This window comes from Carnimonas bestiolae, assembly GCF_051251145.1.
In the GTDB taxonomy this organism is placed as follows: Bacteria; Pseudomonadota; Gammaproteobacteria; order Pseudomonadales; family Halomonadaceae; genus Carnimonas; species Carnimonas bestiolae.
Window position 1 is genome coordinate 1 of record NZ_JBPCZK010000010.1, and the last position, 18,608, is coordinate 18,608.

An 18,608-nucleotide genomic window follows, 5' to 3' on the forward strand; every position below is an offset into this window, starting at 1 on the left:
GCCCACGCCCACGCCCACGCCCACGCCCACGCCCACGCCCACGCCCACGCCCACGCCCACGCCCACGCCCACGCCCACGCCCACGCCCACGCCCACGCCCACGCCCACGCCTACGCCCACGCCCACGCCCACGCCCACGCCCACGCCTACGCCCACGCCTACGCCCACGCCTACGCCCACGCCTACGCCCACGCACACCTTTGAGCGTGGCGGTGGGGAGCGTATCTACCTGAACTCTATTTGCTGCGTCGCCTCGATAGTTGGAGCCGGCATATCGAGCCAGATTTACGTCATCCCAAATTTAAAAATTTTTCGGTACGGAGGGAGTTTCCTGCCGTTTTTTTATGTATGCGTTTCTCTCGTTTTCCGGAAAAAATCGCTGCTCAGTTGAGCGATGGGACGAGAACAGGCCCAAATACTAATATTACGTAACATATTATGCGTTGTTATGATTAATTACACGTTTGCTATTAGCGGGTAAGTATGATGAGCTGGTAGTGTGATTGGCTATTTTTTGACCAGTAGAGATTGAGTGAATTTCCTTGGTATCTTGAGAATATCAGTGACAAAAGTGATGTTGTTGCGTTCTTCGCTATAAATGCCGCTATTTGGCGCTATTTCTACTGCTATTTCAGGTGTTTTTGTAGGGCGGTTTCGTCTGGGCGTGATTTTTACCCTGATTTTTAGGCTGTATTTTGATCATTTTTTGATCGCCATTCGGTTTTCCTCCGGCTATTTTAGACGGATTTTTGACGAAATTTACTGTTCAAATATTAACCTGTAGATATTCAATACATAATATTACGTATCATTGACGTAATTTGAGTATTTCCCCGTAATGATGTGCCACGCGGGCGTGCATTCCGTGGTGGGAATGGCTAAAAGCAAAGGCGAGCGGGTTCTTCCGTGCCGAGATGACGTCTTCTCTGAGCGTCTCCTGCGAATGCCGTGGGTGATCGCGGTTGTTGGCAGAAATATCGGGCCGGTTAGCCCGCTTCGCCGTTAGCGCGTTTCAGCGGTAAATGGCGGAGGGTTCGCGTGCTGCCCGATAGCGGCGGTACTATCACAGTGGGTTTCTCTGGCGACCAGCGGGAATCCGGGGCAAGGTGAGCAAGCGCAGGCGTCGATCAGCACAAAACGTGGAAATACCGCTGATGCCGTCCAACGTCATCCTTCTGGCTGCAAAAGGTGTTAACAGTAGTGCGGCTTTATTTGGGGAAGGGGGCGCGTGACGCTGCAATCGAACGTGCAGAGCCCAGAGAGAAGAGTGTGCATGACGAGCACGTGGGAGTGCGGGTGGCGAGAGTGCGTATTAGGAGTCAGCGTGGCGCGTTGTTCCGCTCAGTGCTAGCAACTTAGCAACGCTGGTGGGGTGAACGATACGCCGTTAACCGTTCGGGTATCGACTAAAACGCCCCATGCGCTTTCCGTACAGGTTGGAAAAGCATCGGGCGTATAGTGCCCACAACAACGGGCTTTCAGTCAGTAGTTAGTGCTTACTTTGACTTGCGCAGGAAGTCCGCCACTACACTGATATCCTTTTCACCCAGGCCATCGTCGGTAGCTTGTTGCCATACCTCTGCTACGCGCTTCAGGCTAGGCAACTGGTCGGCGTTTGCTTCATCGAGCGCTAATAGGGCATCTTTCAGCCCCCACTCCAACGCCATTTCGGTGGAATAGTCATCGCTACCAATTTTCGCGAGCTTCGGCTTCATATAAGGCACCGCCAGCGGGCCGCCTTCCAGCACTGACCAAAGATCGTCGTTCGAGAAGCCAAAATGATCGGCCAAAATGGATGATTCGTTAATCGCTTGCATCAGCATAATCAGCCACGCGTTAACTACCAGCTTCATGCGGCTGCCTGCACCGATTGGCCCTAGCCATTTGGTGCCTTTGCCAATCGCGTCGAATGCCGGCTGGGCGACCTTGCCACGTTCTTCATCGCCGCTGGCCAAAACCAGTACCTGTGCTTTTTCAGCGGGTACCTTACTGCCAGATACCGGCGCGTCGAGCCATACCACCGCTGGGTATTCCTGCTTGGCTTTCTCGGCCAGACGCAGCGTTGCCTCTTCGCCGATAGTGCCCATCTGTGCCAATACGGCGTTTTGCTGCATGGCCGCCAGTGCGCCCTGATCGCCGAATAGTACCGCTTCGGTGACTTCTGGCGTGGACAGCATGCTGATCACCACTTCGGCAGAAGCGACTGCGGCGGCAGGAGAGTCTGCGCGCGTCGCGCCTTGCGCTACCAGATCCTCGTCTTTGCCTGGGGAGCGATTCCATACATGAACATCGAAACCCTTGGCGACCAGGTTCGCTGCAAACGGATGGCCCATCGTGCCGAGACCAAGTACCGCGACTGTTTGTGAAGTGGACATAAGACGGCTCTCTCTACGTAAGTAAGTATTTGCTAACCACGCCGCTGCAGGAGCGTAGCGGCTTGTCTGCTGGGATAGCGATGCGCATGGCGAGCAGAACATTAGGCTGCTGTAGGATAGATTGACGAGCCTGCGCGTGTTATCTCTGTTATAGGAACCTTTGCGTCGAATGGAAGGGCTTTCAAGTCCAGAGAGAAAATTTCCTCTGCTGGTGCAAGGGAGCGATCACTAGACCCGCCTATGAGGAGCGGGGTGGGAAGCAACGCAAGGTAATAAGAAGAAGCAATGACATCGACCGGCTAGCGCATCCATGAATGCTGACCTCTCTACCAATGGGTAGAGGCGGCCGCCTGTATTGATTAGCTTGCCGTTAATAACATCTGCTATAACAACGTAGCGTATAAATTCCAAAAAATATGGAGGGCCCGTGAGCGATAACCTCAACGACCCAAGTAGCACATCAGCTGAATCTTCGAGAGACGCATCTTCATTTGGTGCAGAAGTCTACCTGCTCAGCACCGCAGGAATTGCAGCAATCGCCGGTTTTCTTTACGGCTATGACACCGGCATCATTTCGGGTGCGCTGCTGCAAATCTCCAATGAATTCAATCTTTCTCATAACGTCCAAGAGATGGTCACCAGCGCGATTCTGGTCGGTGCCGTTGTCGGCGCGCTGGGTAGCGGTAAGCTGGCCGGCATTGTTGGACGCCGCTACACCATCATGGCAGTCGCCGTTATTTTCGTGGCCGGTGTGCTGTGCTGCGGATTTTCGGTATCGGCATTCTGGCTAGGCATGTCACGCCTGCTGCTGGGGGCCGCGGTGGGCGGTGCCTCGCAGATAGTGCCGGTATATATCGCTGAATTGGCGCCGCCCGAAAAGCGTGGTCGTCTGGTGACCTACTTCAATATATCGATTGGGGTTGGCATTTTAGCGGCAGGTTTGGTTGGCGCCTTCCTGCAAGATGTATGGAGCTGGCGCACCATGATTATGGTGGCGGCTATCCCGGCGGCGATTCTGGCAGTCGGCATGATCAAACTGCCGGAAAGTCCGCGTTGGTTGGTGGGGCAAAAGCGTATTAAAGATGCCCGTCGCGCGCTGGGACTGGTGCGAGAATCCAACCGTGAGGTCATGAGTGAGCTGCGCTCAATAGAGAAAACGCGTAAGGCTTCCTCCAAGGCGCAGCGCGCAGGCTGGAGTGAAGTGCGCAAGCCGTGGGTGCGGCCTGCATTGGTGGCCGGGCTTGGGGTGGCGGCATTCACTCAGCTTTCCGGTATCGAAATGATGATTTATTACACCCCCACGTTTTTGTCGGATGCGGGCTTCAGCCACACGGCCGCGCTCTACTCTGCGTTGGGTGTTGCGGTGATTTATCTGGTAATGACGATTCTCGGCAAATTGATTGTTGACCACGTAGGTCGCCGCAAGCTGGCGCTTATCATGATGCCCCCTGCGGCACTGTCGCTATTTGGACTGGGCGCTGTATGGCTTTCAGGCATGGATGGCCCCAGTACCTCATGGCTGATCGTTGGCTTCCTGTTCGCCTTCATGGTGTTCAACGCGGGCGGCATTCAGGTCATCGGCTGGCTGATGGGCTCCGAGCTCTATCCAGTGGCCATTCGTGAGAAGGCAACCAGTCTTCACGCGGCTACGCTGTGGGGTTCCAACTTGATTCTGACCGGCACAGCGCTCTCGATGGTGCACCTGCTGACGATTGGCGGGGCTATGTGGTTCTACGCGCTGCTGAACGTGCTGGGCTTCCTGTTTATTCTGTTTCTGGTGCCTGAAACCAAAGGCAAAAGTCTCGAGCAGATTGAAGCTGATCTTCAGGAAGGCAACTTTACGCCACTACAGAAAAAGCGCCACGCAGCTAGCGGTAACTGAATGTGGCCGGCTGAAGGTGAGCAGCACGACGCGCTGTGTAGCACTGGTGTCGTGCTGGCAATCTTAATGCGAGGCGTCGTTAGCACTATCGGTACGCGTTGGGTGCTTCGCCTGTCAGCCGCTTGTTGACGCTTGCTGAATGGCAGGCCGCCGCCCGACCACGCTGTGTCAGCGGCCTCTCGAACAGCAACACGCAAAAAACTGCCCCCGACGATTGGAGCATATCCGGTCGTCGGGGGCAGTTTTTTTAGCGCAGCACAGTAGCGCTTAGCGCTGTAGCATTACTCTGGACGTTTACGCAGCGTCGTCGTCAGAGTAGAGCACTCGGGTGCGCAATGTCGCATCGACTTCGCGCAGTGCTGCTAGCGCTTCGCGTCCGTAGGCTTTATCGACATCAATAACGACATAGCCGACATCTGCGTTGGTTTGCAGGTATTGGCCTGAGATATTGATGTTGTGCTCGCCCAGCACGCGGTTGATCTCCGACATTACGCCCGGCACGTTCTTGTGAATGTGCAGTAGACGGTGCTTGTTGGGGTGCGACGGCAGCTGTACTTCGGGGAAGTTGACCGAAGTGATGGTGGTGCCGTTGTCGGAATAGGTGATCAGCTTGTCAGCAACTTCAATACCGATGTTCTGCTGGGCTTCTTCGGTAGAGCCCCCAACATGTGGCGTCAGGATCACGTTATCCAGGCCGCGCAGCGGTGATTCGAACTCTTCACCATTGCCTTTCGGCTCTTTCGGGAACACGTCGATAGCAGCGCCGCGCAGATGGCCGTCTTCCATCGCTTCGGCAAGATCGTCGATACGCACGACGTTGCCGCGCGACGCATTGATCAAAATCGCGTCTTCTTTCATCAACGCGATCTGCTCGCCGCCAATCATCCACTCGGTCGAAGGCAGCTGCGGCACGTGCAGGCTGACGATGTCTGCAGTGGTGAGCAACTCATCGAGCGAGTTGGCCTGATGGGCGTTACCCATGTCGAGTTTGGTGACGACGTCGTAGTAAATAACGCGCATGCCGAGACTTTCAGCAAGTACCGACAGCTGCTTGCCAATGTTGCCGTAGCCTACGATACCGAGTGTTTTACCGCGTACTTCGTTGGCACCTGCGGCTGTTTTCGACCATCCGCCTTGATGCGCACTGCGGCTCTTCTCGGGAATGCGGCGCATCAGCATGATGATTTCGCCGATCACCAGCTCTGCTACCGAGCGAGTGTTGGAGTAGGGCGCGTTGAACACTGGAATGCCGCGCGCTAGCGCTGCGTTGAGGTCTACCTGGTTGGTACCGATGCAGAAACACCCAACGGCGGTCAGCTTCTCGGCCGCCTCGAAAACGCGCTCGGTCAACTGAGTGCGCGAACGAATGCCAATGAAGTGAACATCTTTGATTTTTTCGACCAACTCGTCTTCGGACAGCGAGGTCTTGAGACGCTCGATGTTGGTGTAGCCGGACGCTAACAGATGATCAACAGCGGTTTGGTGAATGCCCTCAAGCAGCAAAATCTTGATCTTGCTCTTGTCCAGGGACGTTTTTGCCATCGTTGCCATAACCTCACGAGATGAGTGGGCGCGTCGGGGTTGTTGCCGGGGCAGTGCAGCACCAAGTACCGGAAAGGCGCTTGATAGCACCAATGCCATGGCTGAACCGGCCACCAGCAAGGGCGGTTGCACGCTTCCGACGCCAAGAGAATTGTCGCCACCAATCCTACCATAGGGTGAAGGCAATCGGCGCGGCTAGCGTGTTCAGGCTGATGGTGAATCTCGCTCAATCAGAGCGCTGGCTGGGGACGGCATTGTCAGCTGTGCCATAATAGGGGCTTAGGGCTGCCTCCCGCGTTCACTAAAGGGTTTCAACGTATGGCTGATCACCACTCCGATGCGCCGAATCAACGTGCGCCGCAGGACGATACTTCGCAAAACTTCGGCACCAAGCTCAAGCAGCTTGAAGCCATCGTCGAACGGCTGGAAGGCGGCGATCTTGAGCTTGAGGAGTCGCTGGCTTCTTTCGAGCAAGGAGTGCGTTTAACGCGCGAAGCACGCAGTCGTCTCGATGCCGCGGAGTTGAAAATCAAGACCTTGCTGGAGCGCGATGATAACGCCTCCACAGCGCCCGATAACGGAGCCAGCAATGAGTGAGCAGACGCTGGTTAACGCAGCGCAGCAGCGCGTCAATGCGGAGCTGGAGCGCGCATTTTCTGCTGCCCCGGGGGCTGAAGCGACACTCGATGAAGCCATGCGCTACGCGGTAATGGGCGGCGGCAAGCGGCTGCGCCCAACGCTCGCCTATGCGACCGGCAAGGTGCTGGGTATCGACGCACAGCGCATTGATGCTGGGGCGGCTGCCGTCGAGCTGATTCACGCTTATTCGCTGGTGCATGACGACCTGCCGGCAATGGACGATGATGATTTGCGCCGCGGCCGTCCGACCGTGCATTGCGCCTTCGATGAAGCAACGGCGGTATTGGCGGGCGATGCGCTGCAAACGCTGGCCTTCGAGCTGCTGGCAACGTCGCCGGAGCCGCGGGCGGTGGCGCAGGTTGCCGCTTTGGCAAAGGCTTCTGGGCAGCGCGGCATGGCGGGCGGTCAGGCGCTTGACCTGGCGGCAGTGGGGCAGTCCATCTCGCTCGAGCAACTCATGCGCATTCATCGCCATAAAACGGGTTCCTTGATTATCGCGGCGATCGAAATGGCGGCCTTGCTTGAGCTTCAGGAAGGTGATGAGCGGTTGGATGCGTTGCGTCGCTATGGTGCCGCTATCGGCCTTGCGTTCCAGATTCACGACGATGTGCTCGATGTCGTTGGTGATACCAGCGTGATAGGCAAGCATCAGGGCGCTGATGCCGAGCATAACAAGCCCACCTATCCCGTGCTGCTGGGGCTTGAGCAAGCCTCTGAGCGAGCCGCGTCATTGGTAGATGAAGCGTGTGAAGCGGTGTCGATTTTCGGCAGCGCCGCCGAACCGCTGCAAACATTGGCTCGCTACATGGTAAGCCGCGACCATTAATGCGCTGGCCCCGCGCCTCGAGTGGCAAGGTAAGCCTCCTGCAACTCTTCCCGCCGCAAATGCACTTATCGCTCGCAGTGAAACGGGTGCTGTCGGGGGAAGGTGTTTCGATACAGTGTTGGCACGCAATTCCGCCCAAACGCGACGAGGGGCGTCGGTGCCGAAGCCTTGCCTCTGCGCTTGGTGCGATGCCTGCAGCGAGTGCTTACCGTAAGACTAATGGCAAGCAGGGCCGGTAGCATGGCGCACAAGCGATGTTAGGCGTACTCTGGGGGCCTTAGAAGAAGCGTCCCGCCTTCTTGTGCGGCGTCGGGCCAGCGTTTGCTGCGTGCGCAGCCGCTCGATGTCCTCCTCCTTCCGCGATTCGAGTTGTGGTATGCAACACTTTTCTCAATTTCCCGAGCAGGCTCCTGCCACGCCACTATTGGACGGTATTGACTCGCCGGTTGCATTGCGTCGCCTCGCACCTTCCCAGTTGGAGCCGTTGGCCGATCAGCTGCGGGCGCAGCTGCTGTTCGATATTGGGCGTCACGGTGGTCATTTGGGCGCTGGGCTTGGCGTCATCGAGCTGACGCTGGCCCTGCACTTCGTTCTCGACACGCCTCACGATCGGCTGGTGTGGGATGTTGGGCATCAGGCGTATCCGCACAAGATACTGACCGGCCGCCGAGCCGCACTCGCTAGCATTCGTCATCTCAATGGTCTGGCCCCGTTCCCCACGCGGAGTGAGTCCGAGTGGGACTGTTTCGGCGTTGGGCACGCGGGTACGGCAATCTCTGCGGCGACCGGTATGGCTTTGGCAGCGCAGCGTCAGGGGCAGACCAGGCAAGTGTGCGCAGTGGTCGGCGACGGCGCACTGAGCAGTGGGATGAGCCTCGAGGCGCTGGCGCACGCCGGTGGTGCGAACGCTAATCTGCTGGTGGTGCTGAACGACAACGGCATGTCGATTTCTCCCCATGTGGGCGCGCTGGCGGACCGTTTTCCCAGCGCAGCGCAGCCACTCGCGGCGAATATTGCCGAATTCTTCGAAACCTTTGGTTTCCGCTACACGGGGCCGATTGATGGGCATGATCTGCCCAGTTTAGTGGCAGCGCTAAGCGAGTCGAGCCAGCAATCAGGCCCCAGGCTTTTGCATGTCGTTACGCGCAAGGGCGCGGGCTTCATTCCTGCAGAGGCAGATGCGTTAAGCCGCGGCCATGCTCACTCTCCCGCTTCTGCTCCGGCAAAAAAGGCTGCGCCGGCCTGTCATCGGGTGTTCGGTGAATGGGCCTGCAATACCGCGGCGAAGGACCCACAGCTGATGGCGGTTACTCCTGCCATGCGTGAAGGCTCCGGACTCACGCAGTTTGCCGAACACTGGCCCGAGCGTTTTTTCGATGTCGGTATTGCCGAACAGCATGCCGTAACCCTGGCGGCCGGCATGGCCTGCGAGGGCGCACGTCCGGTGGTGGCGCTCTATTCGACCTTTTTACAGCGCGCGGTTGACCAAATTATTCATGATGTTGCGGTGCAGCGGTTGCCGGTAACGCTGGCTGTGGATAGAGCGGGGCTGGTCGGCGAGGATGGCGTTACGCATCACGGTATTTTCGATATCGCATTGTTGCGCTCCATTCCTGATGCGGTGCTGATGGCGCCATCGACTGAACCAGAGCTTAAGGAGATGTTAGACGCTGCGTATCGTTATCCGGGCTTGGCAGCGGTACGCTATCCTCGCGGCTCGCTAGCTTCTGAGCCATCGGGCGCGCCGAAGGTTGAGTGGGGCCGCGGGCGCTGGCTGCGGCGCGGCAATAGCGGGGTGGCGCTGTTAAACGTCGGTGCATTGCTCGACGCGGTATTGAGCGCTGCTGAACAGTTGGATGCGTCAGTCATTGATCTGCGCTTCGTAAAGCCGCTGGATAGCGCGCTGGTGTTGAAGGCAGCGGCGGACCATCGCTGGCTGGTCTCGATCGAGGATCACGCGGTGGAAGGCGGTGCGGGAAGTGCCGTCGCGGAGTTGCTGGCGCAGCAGCGCATGGACGTGCCGCTATTGCGGCTGGGAGTGCCCGATCACTTTGTCGAGCATGGTCAGCGCGGGGAATTGCTAGCGCTGTGTGAGCTCGATGCGGCGGGCATAACACGTCAGGTTGAGACATTCGTCGCAGAGCGCTGAGCCCGCGGATACCCAATACTATATGCATAAGTATCCAGCGGTAAGCGCTATCAAGAAGCTGCACGCACCGCTTTTTCAGGGAATACAAGTGTGACCATTATCCATTTCTTCATTGATTTCATTCTGCATATCGACACCCATTTGGCGCAGCTAGTGGCCGATTATGGGAACTGGGTGTATGCCTTTCTGTTTGTGATCGTGTTTTGTGAAACCGGACTGGTTGTTACGCCGTTTTTACCCGGCGACTCAATGCTGTTCGTGGGTGGAGCGCTAGCGGCGCTGCCAAGCAACAGCCTGAATGTGCATCTGTTTGCGTTACTGCTGACGGTGGCCGCCATATTGGGCGATGCGGTCAACTATTCCATTGGCAGGCTATTTGGCGAAGCGCTATTTGCTAATCCTCGCTCCCGGTTGTTTCGACGCAGCTACCTCGACAAAACCCATCAGTTTTTCGACCGGCACGGCGGTAAAGCCATCGTGCTGGCGCGTTTTATTCCGATTATTCGCACCTTTGCGCCCTTTGTTGCCGGTGCGGCGAAAATGCCATACCGCCAGTTTGGATTATTCAACGTGCTGGGTGCAGTGCTGTGGGTGGTGCTGTTTACCTATGCCGGCTTTATCTTTGGGGATCTGCCGGTCGTTAAAGAGAATCTGAAATTGCTGATCCTGGCGATCATCGTGATCTCTATTCTCCCGCCCGTGATCGAGCTACTGCGCCATCGTTGGCGTCGCAAGGAAGAGCAGTAAGCATCCTGTGCTGCGGGGCAGGTAATGTAAAAAGGCGAGGCCGGCGTTGGCCTCGCCTTTTTTGCGTGCGGTTAGCCCTTGATGTCGGGCTCTTCGTTGGTGGGGCTGTCATGGCGCAGCGTCGCGCCAAGAAAGAAGGCCGGCGCACTTAGCTGAGACATCAGCATCAGTGCTAATCCCAGCAGCGAGATGAAGAACGCGATCACGAATACCAGGCCGATTCCCGCCACTTCTGAGCCACTGCCGAAGTCAGGGTTCCAGCTATCGACAGCGGTCTGAATGAAGATCACCGTCAGTACCACACCCCCCACAAAGGGGCAGACGCCGCGCAGAATCAGGTGTCTGATGCTGGTGAAGAGCGACGCGCGGAAATACCAAACGCAGGCAAAGGCCGTCAGCGAATAGTAAAAGCAAATCATCATGCCCAGCGCGGTAATGGTGTCGTTAAGCACATTGTCGCTGAGCACGCGCATTACCGCGTAAAAAATACCTGCCGCGACCCCAGCGCTGATGGTCGCAAAGCGTGGCGTACGATGGTGCGGATGAATATCCGCAAAGCGTTTGGGCACGGCCCCGTAGTAGCCCATCGCCAGCAGCGTGCGCGCAGGCGAAACAAAGGTTGATTGCAGTGAGGCAGCGGTGCTCGCAAGAACGGCGATCGACATCGTAATGGCTAGCGGCCCCATCACCGGCCCTGCCAGTTGCGCGAAGACGTTGGATTGCACGGCGCTGCTGCCAAGGCCGTAGCCGTTAGTACCGATGCCCGCGAAACACAGCGTAGCGACGGCGGTAAACAGATACAGCGCCAGAATGATCAGTACCGTCAGGGTGGCCGCGATGCCGGGCGTGCGGTCGCTGCCCACCGACTCCTCATTCACCGTCAGGCAGACGTCCCATCCCCAGAAGATAAAAATGGAAAGCGATAGTCCGGCGGTAAATGCTGAGAAGCTGCTAACCCCAAACGGATTGAACCATTCGAGGCTGAAATTCGCCGTGGGGGCCAGCGAGGCCTTATGGAAGGCGGTCACTGCGAAGGCAATCAGTACCACCAATTGGAGCGCTACCAATACGTACTGCACGCTTTTGGTGGTGGTAATTCCCCGACAGCACATCCACACCGCAATGGCGATAAAGCACAGGCAGGTAATGATGTTCACCGTCAGGTTACTGCTCAGCGCTTCTATCTCAGGGTGGCCGCTTACCTGGGCTATAAAAAGGTAGAAAAAGTCTACCGCCACGCCAGCCAGGTTGGAGAGTACGACGGTGGTGGCGGTAACTAACCCCCAGCCGCCAATCCAGCCGATTTTGGGGCCGAAGGCGCGTGTTGACCAGGTAAAGGATGTGCCGCTGTCAGGAACGTGCGAGTTGAGCTCACGATAGCCAAAGGCCACCAACAGCATGGGAATGAAGCCGACGATAAAAATGGCCGGCAAGTGAACACCCACTTCGCGCACGGTGGGCCCCAGTGCGCCAGTTAGCGTATACACGGGAGCAATGCAGGAGATGCCCAGCACAATGCAGCCCAGCAGAGTCATTCGGCCTTTGGCCAAGCCTTTGTCTGACGTGGATTCAGGCTGGGTATCGGAGCCGCTGGAATCGGAGTGGTTCATAGGCGTATGTCATCTTGTGGGTTGTAATCGACATGTGGTGCGGTACCCGTGCGTGTCGAGAGCAGTAGCGTGCCCTCCGCACGTGCGCGTGATGAACCATAAGGTGAGTGGTTATATTCATATGGCTCAGTAGTTTGGAATATATATCTTACAAATAACGTCCGTCCAAGGTTTTGTTACCCCCTCTTTGGTTGTATGGCTCTCGCTTGTTTTTGTGTGTGAATGTGTGCTTCTATCTCATTTAATCAGCAAAATGCAGGCAAAGGCGGATAATAATAATGGAAGAAATTTCAGCCGTTCCCCTTATCGGTGTCGTCGCGGACAGTGGCCTTCATGGCGGACAGCATAGCCAAAATGTGAAGGATAAGTATCTTCATGCGCTAGCGTTGGCAGGCGCTGCCCCTGTCATCCTGCCACAGGGGTTAATCGCCGCGCCGGAACAGTTGGACCGCGCGCTCAGCGTTCTGGATGGAATTTTTCTGACCGGCAGCGCCAGTAATATCGAGCCCCATCATTATCTCAGCGCAGAGCAGGGTGAGGATCTATCGCCCGAAGCTCACCCCGATGCCGGTCGCGATCAACTCGCTTTCGCCTTGATTGATCATGCACTCGAGCGTTCGATGCCGCTGCTGACCGTGTGTCGCGGTACTCAGGAATTGGTGGTTCGAACCGGTGGCAAGCTGTTTCGGCGGCTATGGGAGCAGCCCGGTTTGATTGAGCATCGCGAAGACACCAGTGCCGATCTGGCTACCCAATACGCACCTGCGCACGGTTTTTCCATTGCAGCGGGTCACCACTTGAGCGAGTTAATGGGCGACACCACCGAGTGGCGCGTTAATTCCCTACATGGTCAGGGGATCGCGACGCTAGGTGATCGTCTCGATGTCGAGGGGCGTGCTGAGGACGGCTTGATTGAGGCTGTCTCTGTTGCAGGGCATCCCTTCGCGCTAGGGGTGCAATGGCATCCCGAGTGGAATAGCCGCGACGACGCGCTATCTTGTCGGTTATTCGATGCCTTCATCGCGCAGGCCCAACGCTTTCATGCACGCACTCACTCCAATGGAGAAGCAGTATGACCTCATCTTCTTATCCCTCGCAGTATGTCTCCAGTTATTACGCGGCCAGCGCAAATCAGCATACCCCGTTTACCGAGCTGGATGAGTCGGTCAGCTGCGATGTGTGTGTGGTGGGAGGAGGCTTTACCGGGCTTTCCAGCGCACTGTTTTTGAGTGAAGCAGGCTACGACGTGGTGCTGTTGGAAGGATCGCGTATCGGTTACGGTGCCAGCGGCCGCAATGGTGGTCAGTTGGTGAATTCATACAGCCGTGACGTTGACGTTATCGAAAAACAGTACGGCACTGATACCGCCAATATGCTGGGCAGCATGATTTTCGAAGGCGGTCAGATTATTCGCGATCGTATCAAGCAGTACGATATCAAATGCGACCTTCGCGACGGCGGTGTGTTCGCGGCGCTTAATGCCCGCCAGCAGAAAGCGCTGGAAGAGCAGCAGCAGTTGTGGGAGCGGTTAGGCAATCAGCAGCTCGAGCTATTGGATAAGCAGCGCATCGCTGAGGAAGTCGGTAGCGACCGCTATGTGGGCGGCCTACTCGATCGCAGCGGTGGTCATATCCACCCGCTCAATATGGCGTTGGGAGAAGCCGACGCGATTCGCCGTAACGGTGGGCGAGTATTCGAGCAATCGCCCGCGCTCTCGATTCGTCACAGTGATCCCGCGGTGGTGAAAACGCCCAAGGGGCAAGTGACTGCGCGCTATGTGCTGGTGGCGGGCAATGCGTACCTGAACGACGTCGAACCTGAGCTGAAGAAGCGCAGCATGCCGTGCGGCACTCAAATTATCACCACTGAGCCGCTCAGCGATGAGCAGCGAGCAACGCTGTTGAAAAGCAATTTCTGTGTCGAGGACTGTAATTATCTGCTCGATTATTTCCGCCTGACCGGCGATAACCGACTGCTTTATGGCGGCGGTGTGGTGTACGGTGCACGCGATCCAGCGGACGTGAAGTCGCTGATTTTGCCGAAGCTTGTGAAAACCTTCCCGCAATTGAAGGGTATCAATATTGACTTCAGCTGGACCGGTAACTTCCTGATGACGCTGTCACGCTTGCCGCAGTTCGGGCGGCTAGAGAACAACGTCTATTATATGCAGGGGTACAGCGGGCACGGTGTTACCACTACGCACTTGGCAGGCAAGCTGTTCGCTGAAGTTATCAAGGGGCAGTCGGAACGCTTCGATGCCTTCGCGAAGCTGCCGCACACGCCAATGCCTGGCGGTCGTCGCTTCGCCGCGCCGCTGTCAGCGATAGGCGCCTCTTACTATTCACTGCGTGACCGGCTGGGCATTTAACACACGAGGGAAACCTGTGGCGTGGGGCTTCTTCAATCGCGCAGTGGTTATCCTTTAGCGCCATTTGGCGTATTGGTCACAACTCTATCAGTCGCCGGGCGGGCGCTCTCATGAGGGCTCGCTACGTTCGCTTCCAAGCGGCCTGGTCGCGGGATACGACGAAAGCGACATATTGCATCATTTGTCAGGTGCTGTAGGTTGAAAGAAGTCGTTGAAGCTTTCTGACCGCTTTCACCTAATGGAGGGTGCTATGGCAGCCCGACGAGCCGTTGCGATTTTCCTACTGACCGTTGCTTCCTTCAGCAGTGCCTGCGCAGCAGAGAGCATTAACGCGGGACACCTCGACGCTAGCGACTCACTTCCCTTTGATATCAAACCTCTTGCCGACTTCGATACGCCTTGGGCGCTGGCCTTCCTGCCGAATGGCAGCGCGCTGATTACCGAGAAGCCTGGGCATATGTGGTTAGTCGACCAGCAAGGCCACAAGCAGGCCGTTAGCGGTGTGCCTGATGTCGCCACTGGTGGTCAGAATGGCCTGCTGGATATTGCGCTGGCGCCCGATTTCAAGGCTTCGAAGCGGGTGTATTTCAGCTATAACGCGCCCGCCGAAGGCGGCAGCAAGGTCACGTTGATGACAGCGACGCTGGCCGATCAGGGGGAATCGCTAGCGCTCACCGATAAAAAAGTGGTGTGGCAACAGTCGGTGGCAGCGACCGGTGGGCAGCCGGGCGGCATCATTGCGTTCTCGCCCGATCACCGCTACCTGTTCTTCACCGTCGGCGATCGTATGGCGCCGGATTCCGCTCAGGACCCCGAGCATCCTTCCGGTAAAATCTTCAGGCTCACGCTTGCAGGCGAAACGCCCGATTCAAATCCTCATGCCGAGCAAGGCGGGGTGCGTGCCCAAACCTGGTCGATCGGGCATCGCACGCCTTACGGCTTGGCCTTTTCGTCCAACGGCACCCTATGGGAAACCGAGATGGGGCCAATGGGCGGTGACGAACTGAACCTGATCAAAGCCGACGGCAACTATGGCTGGGGAGATGTCTCCAATGGCGACAACTATGATGGTTCGCCGATTCCCGATCACGCCACACGCCCTGATTACGACGCGCCCGCCGTTTATTGGACGCCGGTCATTTCCCCGGGTGGCATTGCGGTGTACAACGGCAGCGAATTTCCGGGCTGGAAAGAAAGCCTGCTGATCAATTCGCTGAGCGGGCAGGGATTAGTACGCGTGGGCATCAAACACGACAATCGGATAGGCAAGATCGAACGCTGGAATCTGAACAAGCGGATTCGCGAGGTCGCCGTCGCGCCGGACGGTTCGATCTGGCTGCTCGAAGACGCCAACCCCGGTCAACTGCTGCGTTTAACGCCGAAGGCGTCGTGATAGGGCTACCTTGCAGAGAGGCTTCAGCCGGGGGCGTGAGCGCCTTTAGCGGGAGATGTCAGCGCTCTGGCATTAGCGTCGGAAGGGCTAGGCGACGCGTCGAACGTGCCCTTTAGCGATAAAGCCTAGCGTTTGCTGCGGTGCTTTCCGCTGGCTGTCGGCGGCGCGTCGTTGTAGAGCTTAATGATGCGCAGTTTCCATCAGTGCGCTAGCGGGGCAATCTTACAGGGTGAGCGGGGTGTGGGCGCTAATGAGTCGCGCAGACACATCGCCTTTGTTGGAGAAGGTGTGGGGGATCGCATTATCAATAATGTAGCTTTGTCCTGCGTTCACCGTGTAGGTCTCGCCGCCGTAGCTAATCTCGATGCTGCCCTCCAGTACGGTGCCAACTTCCTCACCACTGTGGCTTAGCCGATCACCGGTGGAGCTGCCAGGCGCATAGGTTTCGATCAGCATGCCGAGCGTGGCCCCTTCCTGCTTGCCGTGTATCAGTTCCAGCGACACGCCTTGTGAGCCCAGCTGTATACGTTCTGAGGGTTCGATCACGATAGAGGGGTGTGCGGGCGCTGCTTCCTGTTCAGCGAAAAATTCAGCCAACGAAAGGCCATAAACGCCCAGCAGTTTATGCAGGGTACTGATCGACGGCGACACCTTGTTCTGCTCAACCGTGCTGACGGCGCTATGCGTCAGGCCGGCTAATTCCGCCACTTTGCGCTGGGAGTACTGGTGTTGCTTGCGCAGTTCGGCCAGACGCTCCCCGATTGCATTCCAATCCGCTCTGCTCATCGACTGCCCCTCTCAACGTCGTGGTCGCCGCATGGTACGCGCGGCGCTAAAAAGGCCGCTATGATGGAGCCTATCCGTCGCGGCGTCTATCATGGTCAGCGTAAAAAGCTGCAGTGGCCTGTTGCTTGCCAGGATTCGGCAAGTAAAAGTTACCTGCAGCGCGATGCCTACAATCAAAACACTAACGTGCATATATGAGGAAGGTAATGCAGAAGCTGATACCAGAATGGCCGCTTTTAACGAGCATTATTGCTGTTGTGGCAGGGTACTCGCTCGAACATCTGTGGCTGGGCAATGGCCAACTGCTGGCTGGATTAGTTACCGTTGCGCTGGTGCTCATCATTATTGGAGCCGCCATGCGCGTCGCCAATCATGCTGAAGTGCTGGCAGAGAAAGTCGGCGACCCCTACGGCACGATGATATTAACGCTGTCGGCGGTGCTGGTTGAGGTGATGATTCTAATCATCATGATGAACAACGAACACTCACCCACCCTGGGGCGCGATACCATCTATTCGGCGGTAATGCTCGATATGAACGGTATTATCGGGCTAGCGGCACTGCTGGGCGGTTTCAAGCACGGCGAACAGGTCTACAACGACGACTCCAGCAAAAGCTATGTGGTAATGATCCTTACCGCGATGGGCGTCACCATGGTATTGCCACGGATGCTTCCCGAAACCAATTGGGTGGAGTTTTCGATATTCAATATCGCAGCGATGGTGGTGCTTTACGGCGTATTCCTGCGCATGCAAACCGGCCCGCATAGCTACTTCTTCGCCTATAACTATCCTGACAAGCGCAAACCGAAACAGAAGAAACTCGATCAGCAGGGCGGCGCAGCAGGCGCAGAGCCTCACCATCAAGCGCCCGCCAACCTGTGGTGGTCGATTATCGTATTGATAGTCGGCGTGGTACTGACGGGGCTGTTGGCTGAAGTGATGTCGACGGGGATGTCAGTTTCCACCAAAGGCTTGCCGCTACCGCCGCTGTTCGTGGCCGTTGTCGTGGCGCTCATCTCTGCCAGCCCGGAAATACTGACCGCACTGCGAGCCGCCTTGGCTAACCGCATGCAATCGGTTATCAACATTGCGCTGGGTGCCTCGCTTTCTACGGTGGTGTTGACGGTGCCGGTCATCGAGCTTATCTCGTTGATTCAAGGCGAGCGCATCGTCATGGCGCTGGATCCGCTCCAAATGACGATGGTCGGGCTAACGCTGATAGTCGCCGCCATCAACCTGAACGATGGTGAGACCAACGCCATAGAAGGCATGACGCACTTCGTGCTCTTCGCCACCTTTGTGATGCTTGCAGTAATGGGCGTCTAGCTTCTGGAAGTGATAGGACGCAGGTGACTGCTGCTTCACCGTTCCTCGGTTATGCAAACGGCCTTGCTCTATAAGGGAGCAAGGCCGTTTTGGCGGGTAAATAGCCGTAAAAGACACCGTGGGATACTGCCCGCTAAGTATTGGGGCATCTACCCGAGCATAGCGCTACTAAATGGCAGTACCGAGAAGTAGATGGCGAGGAAGTGGCAGGTGCTGCCGCCAATCACGAATAGGTGCCAAATGGCGTGGTTGAACGGCAGCTTTTCGACAGCGTAAAAGAGCACCCCAACGGTGTAGGTAATGCCCCCTGCCAGCAGCAGGTCGCGTGCTATGGGCGACAGTTTGGCGACCATCTCTCCCGGGAACAGCACCATCAGCCAGCCCATCACGATATAGATGCACACGTGCAGCGCGTGGAAGCGTTGAGGCCACAGCAGTTTGCTGCCAATCCCGAGAATGGCCAGCGACCACGTCAGTCCGAATAGTATCCAGCCAACTTCCCCCCTCATGTTCACCAACACAAAAGGTGTGTAAGTGCCCGCTATCAGCAGGAAGATGGCGCAGTGGTCCAACTGCTGCAAAAGCCTGCGGCGGGAGAAGTTGCGTGAAGCATGATACAGGCACGAGACGAGATAAAGCGTCGTCAGGCAGGCGCCATACACACTAACGCTAGCAATTTTCCACGGATCCACCGCAAGGCTGGCCAACACAATCAGCAGTGTCATGCCGGCTACGCTGAGTACGGCACCCAACCCATGACTGGCGCTATTAAACCACTCCTCTACAGCCGCTCGCCCACGAAAAAACAGCGTGTCGTGGTGAAGCTCAATAGCGGGTGCAATAGCTGACATGCTCGGCCTCCTTTACCGTGGCATCGACTGTTTTATCGGGGTTCGAATGGGCGGCACTGAAGGGAGTGTTAGTGGCTCTCGCTGGGTGCCTCGGCGCGTGTCACCCAGTGAA

General features: G+C 57.0%; 15 protein-coding genes. 9 read left to right on the forward strand and 6 right to left on the reverse strand.

Annotation, left to right across the window (positions count from 1 at the left end):
* Both R84865_RS11245 and R84865_RS11250 read right to left on the reverse strand, forming a co-directional pair.
* Window positions 1-180: hypothetical protein (locus tag R84865_RS11245; RefSeq protein WP_435639717.1), on the reverse strand; the 180-nt coding region annotated here is incomplete at its 3' end.
* A gap of 1,316 nt (window positions 181-1,496) precedes the next feature.
* Window positions 1,497-2,375 (reverse strand): NAD(P)-dependent oxidoreductase, encoded by an 879-nt coding sequence (locus R84865_RS11250; RefSeq protein WP_435639718.1) that lies wholly within the window; start codon window positions 2,373-2,375, stop codon window positions 1,497-1,499.
* Window positions 2,376-2,802: 427 nt separating this feature from the next.
* Here R84865_RS11250 and R84865_RS11255 point away from each other — a divergent pair, with 427 nt between their 5' ends.
* A complete protein-coding gene (locus tag R84865_RS11255; RefSeq protein WP_435639719.1) occupies window positions 2,803-4,257 on the forward strand; it encodes a sugar porter family MFS transporter in 1,455 nt (484 codons plus the stop codon).
* A gap of 294 nt (window positions 4,258-4,551) precedes the next feature.
* Here R84865_RS11255 and serA read toward each other — a convergent pair whose 3' ends face one another.
* Window positions 4,552-5,799: a phosphoglycerate dehydrogenase gene (serA, locus tag R84865_RS11260; protein ID WP_435639720.1), complete on the reverse strand. Its 1,248-nt coding sequence runs from the start codon at window positions 5,797-5,799 to the stop codon at window positions 4,552-4,554.
* Window positions 5,800-6,117: 318 nt separating this feature from the next.
* On the opposite strand from serA, the gene R84865_RS11265 reads away from it, so the two are divergent.
* The 4 genes from R84865_RS11265 (at window position 6,118) to R84865_RS11280 (ending at window position 10,160) form a co-directional block, all read left to right on the forward strand.
* A complete protein-coding gene (locus tag R84865_RS11265) occupies window positions 6,118-6,396 on the forward strand; it encodes an exodeoxyribonuclease VII small subunit (protein ID WP_435633207.1) in 279 nt (92 codons plus the stop codon).
* Window positions 6,389-7,264: a (2E,6E)-farnesyl diphosphate synthase gene (ispA, locus tag R84865_RS11270; RefSeq protein WP_435639721.1), complete on the forward strand. Its 876-nt coding sequence runs from the start codon at window positions 6,389-6,391 to the stop codon at window positions 7,262-7,264. The genes R84865_RS11265 and ispA overlap by 8 nt, the downstream gene beginning before the upstream one ends.
* 376 nt (window positions 7,265-7,640) lie before the next feature.
* Window positions 7,641-9,413: a 1-deoxy-D-xylulose-5-phosphate synthase gene (locus tag R84865_RS11275; protein ID WP_435639722.1), complete on the forward strand. Its 1,773-nt coding sequence runs from the start codon at window positions 7,641-7,643 to the stop codon at window positions 9,411-9,413.
* A gap of 90 nt (window positions 9,414-9,503) precedes the next feature.
* The gene (locus tag R84865_RS11280) at window positions 9,504-10,160 is read left to right on the forward strand and encodes a DedA family protein (protein WP_435633204.1); all 657 of its coding nucleotides are present in this window, start codon (window positions 9,504-9,506) and stop codon (window positions 10,158-10,160) included.
* Between the two features lie 71 nt (window positions 10,161-10,231).
* Here R84865_RS11280 and R84865_RS11285 read toward each other — a convergent pair whose 3' ends face one another.
* Entirely contained in the window at window positions 10,232-11,770 is a 1,539-nt protein-coding gene (locus R84865_RS11285; RefSeq protein ID WP_435639723.1) for an APC family permease, read from the reverse strand.
* Between the two features lie 278 nt (window positions 11,771-12,048).
* Here R84865_RS11285 and puuD point away from each other — a divergent pair, with 278 nt between their 5' ends.
* From puuD to R84865_RS11300, 3 genes are all read left to right on the forward strand, one after another.
* A complete protein-coding gene (puuD, locus tag R84865_RS11290; protein ID WP_435639724.1) occupies window positions 12,049-12,846 on the forward strand; it encodes a gamma-glutamyl-gamma-aminobutyrate hydrolase in 798 nt (265 codons plus the stop codon).
* Window positions 12,843-14,138, forward strand: coding sequence for an NAD(P)/FAD-dependent oxidoreductase (locus R84865_RS11295; RefSeq protein ID WP_435633201.1), 1,296 nt, complete (start codon window positions 12,843-12,845; stop codon window positions 14,136-14,138). Before puuD ends, R84865_RS11295 begins: the two co-directional genes overlap by 4 nt.
* 250 nt (window positions 14,139-14,388) lie before the next feature.
* Complete coding sequence (locus R84865_RS11300) at window positions 14,389-15,531, forward strand: PQQ-dependent sugar dehydrogenase (RefSeq protein ID WP_435639725.1); 1,143 nt, start codon at window positions 14,389-14,391, stop codon at window positions 15,529-15,531.
* A 222-nt stretch (window positions 15,532-15,753) separates the two neighbouring features.
* Here the strand turns inward: R84865_RS11300 and puuR are convergent, their stop codons facing one another.
* A complete protein-coding gene (puuR, locus tag R84865_RS11305) occupies window positions 15,754-16,317 on the reverse strand; it encodes an HTH-type transcriptional regulator PuuR (protein ID WP_435633199.1) in 564 nt (187 codons plus the stop codon).
* Between the two features lie 206 nt (window positions 16,318-16,523).
* On the opposite strand from puuR, the gene R84865_RS11310 reads away from it, so the two are divergent.
* Window positions 16,524-17,645 (forward strand): calcium:cation antiporter, encoded by a 1,122-nt coding sequence (locus tag R84865_RS11310; RefSeq protein ID WP_435633198.1) that lies wholly within the window; start codon window positions 16,524-16,526, stop codon window positions 17,643-17,645.
* Between the two features lie 149 nt (window positions 17,646-17,794).
* On the opposite strand, the gene trhA is transcribed toward R84865_RS11310, so the two are convergent.
* Window positions 17,795-18,496, reverse strand: a complete 702-nt coding sequence (trhA, locus tag R84865_RS11315; RefSeq protein WP_435639726.1) for a PAQR family membrane homeostasis protein TrhA — start codon at window positions 18,494-18,496, stop codon at window positions 17,795-17,797.
* Window positions 18,497-18,608: the final 112 nt, after the last annotated feature.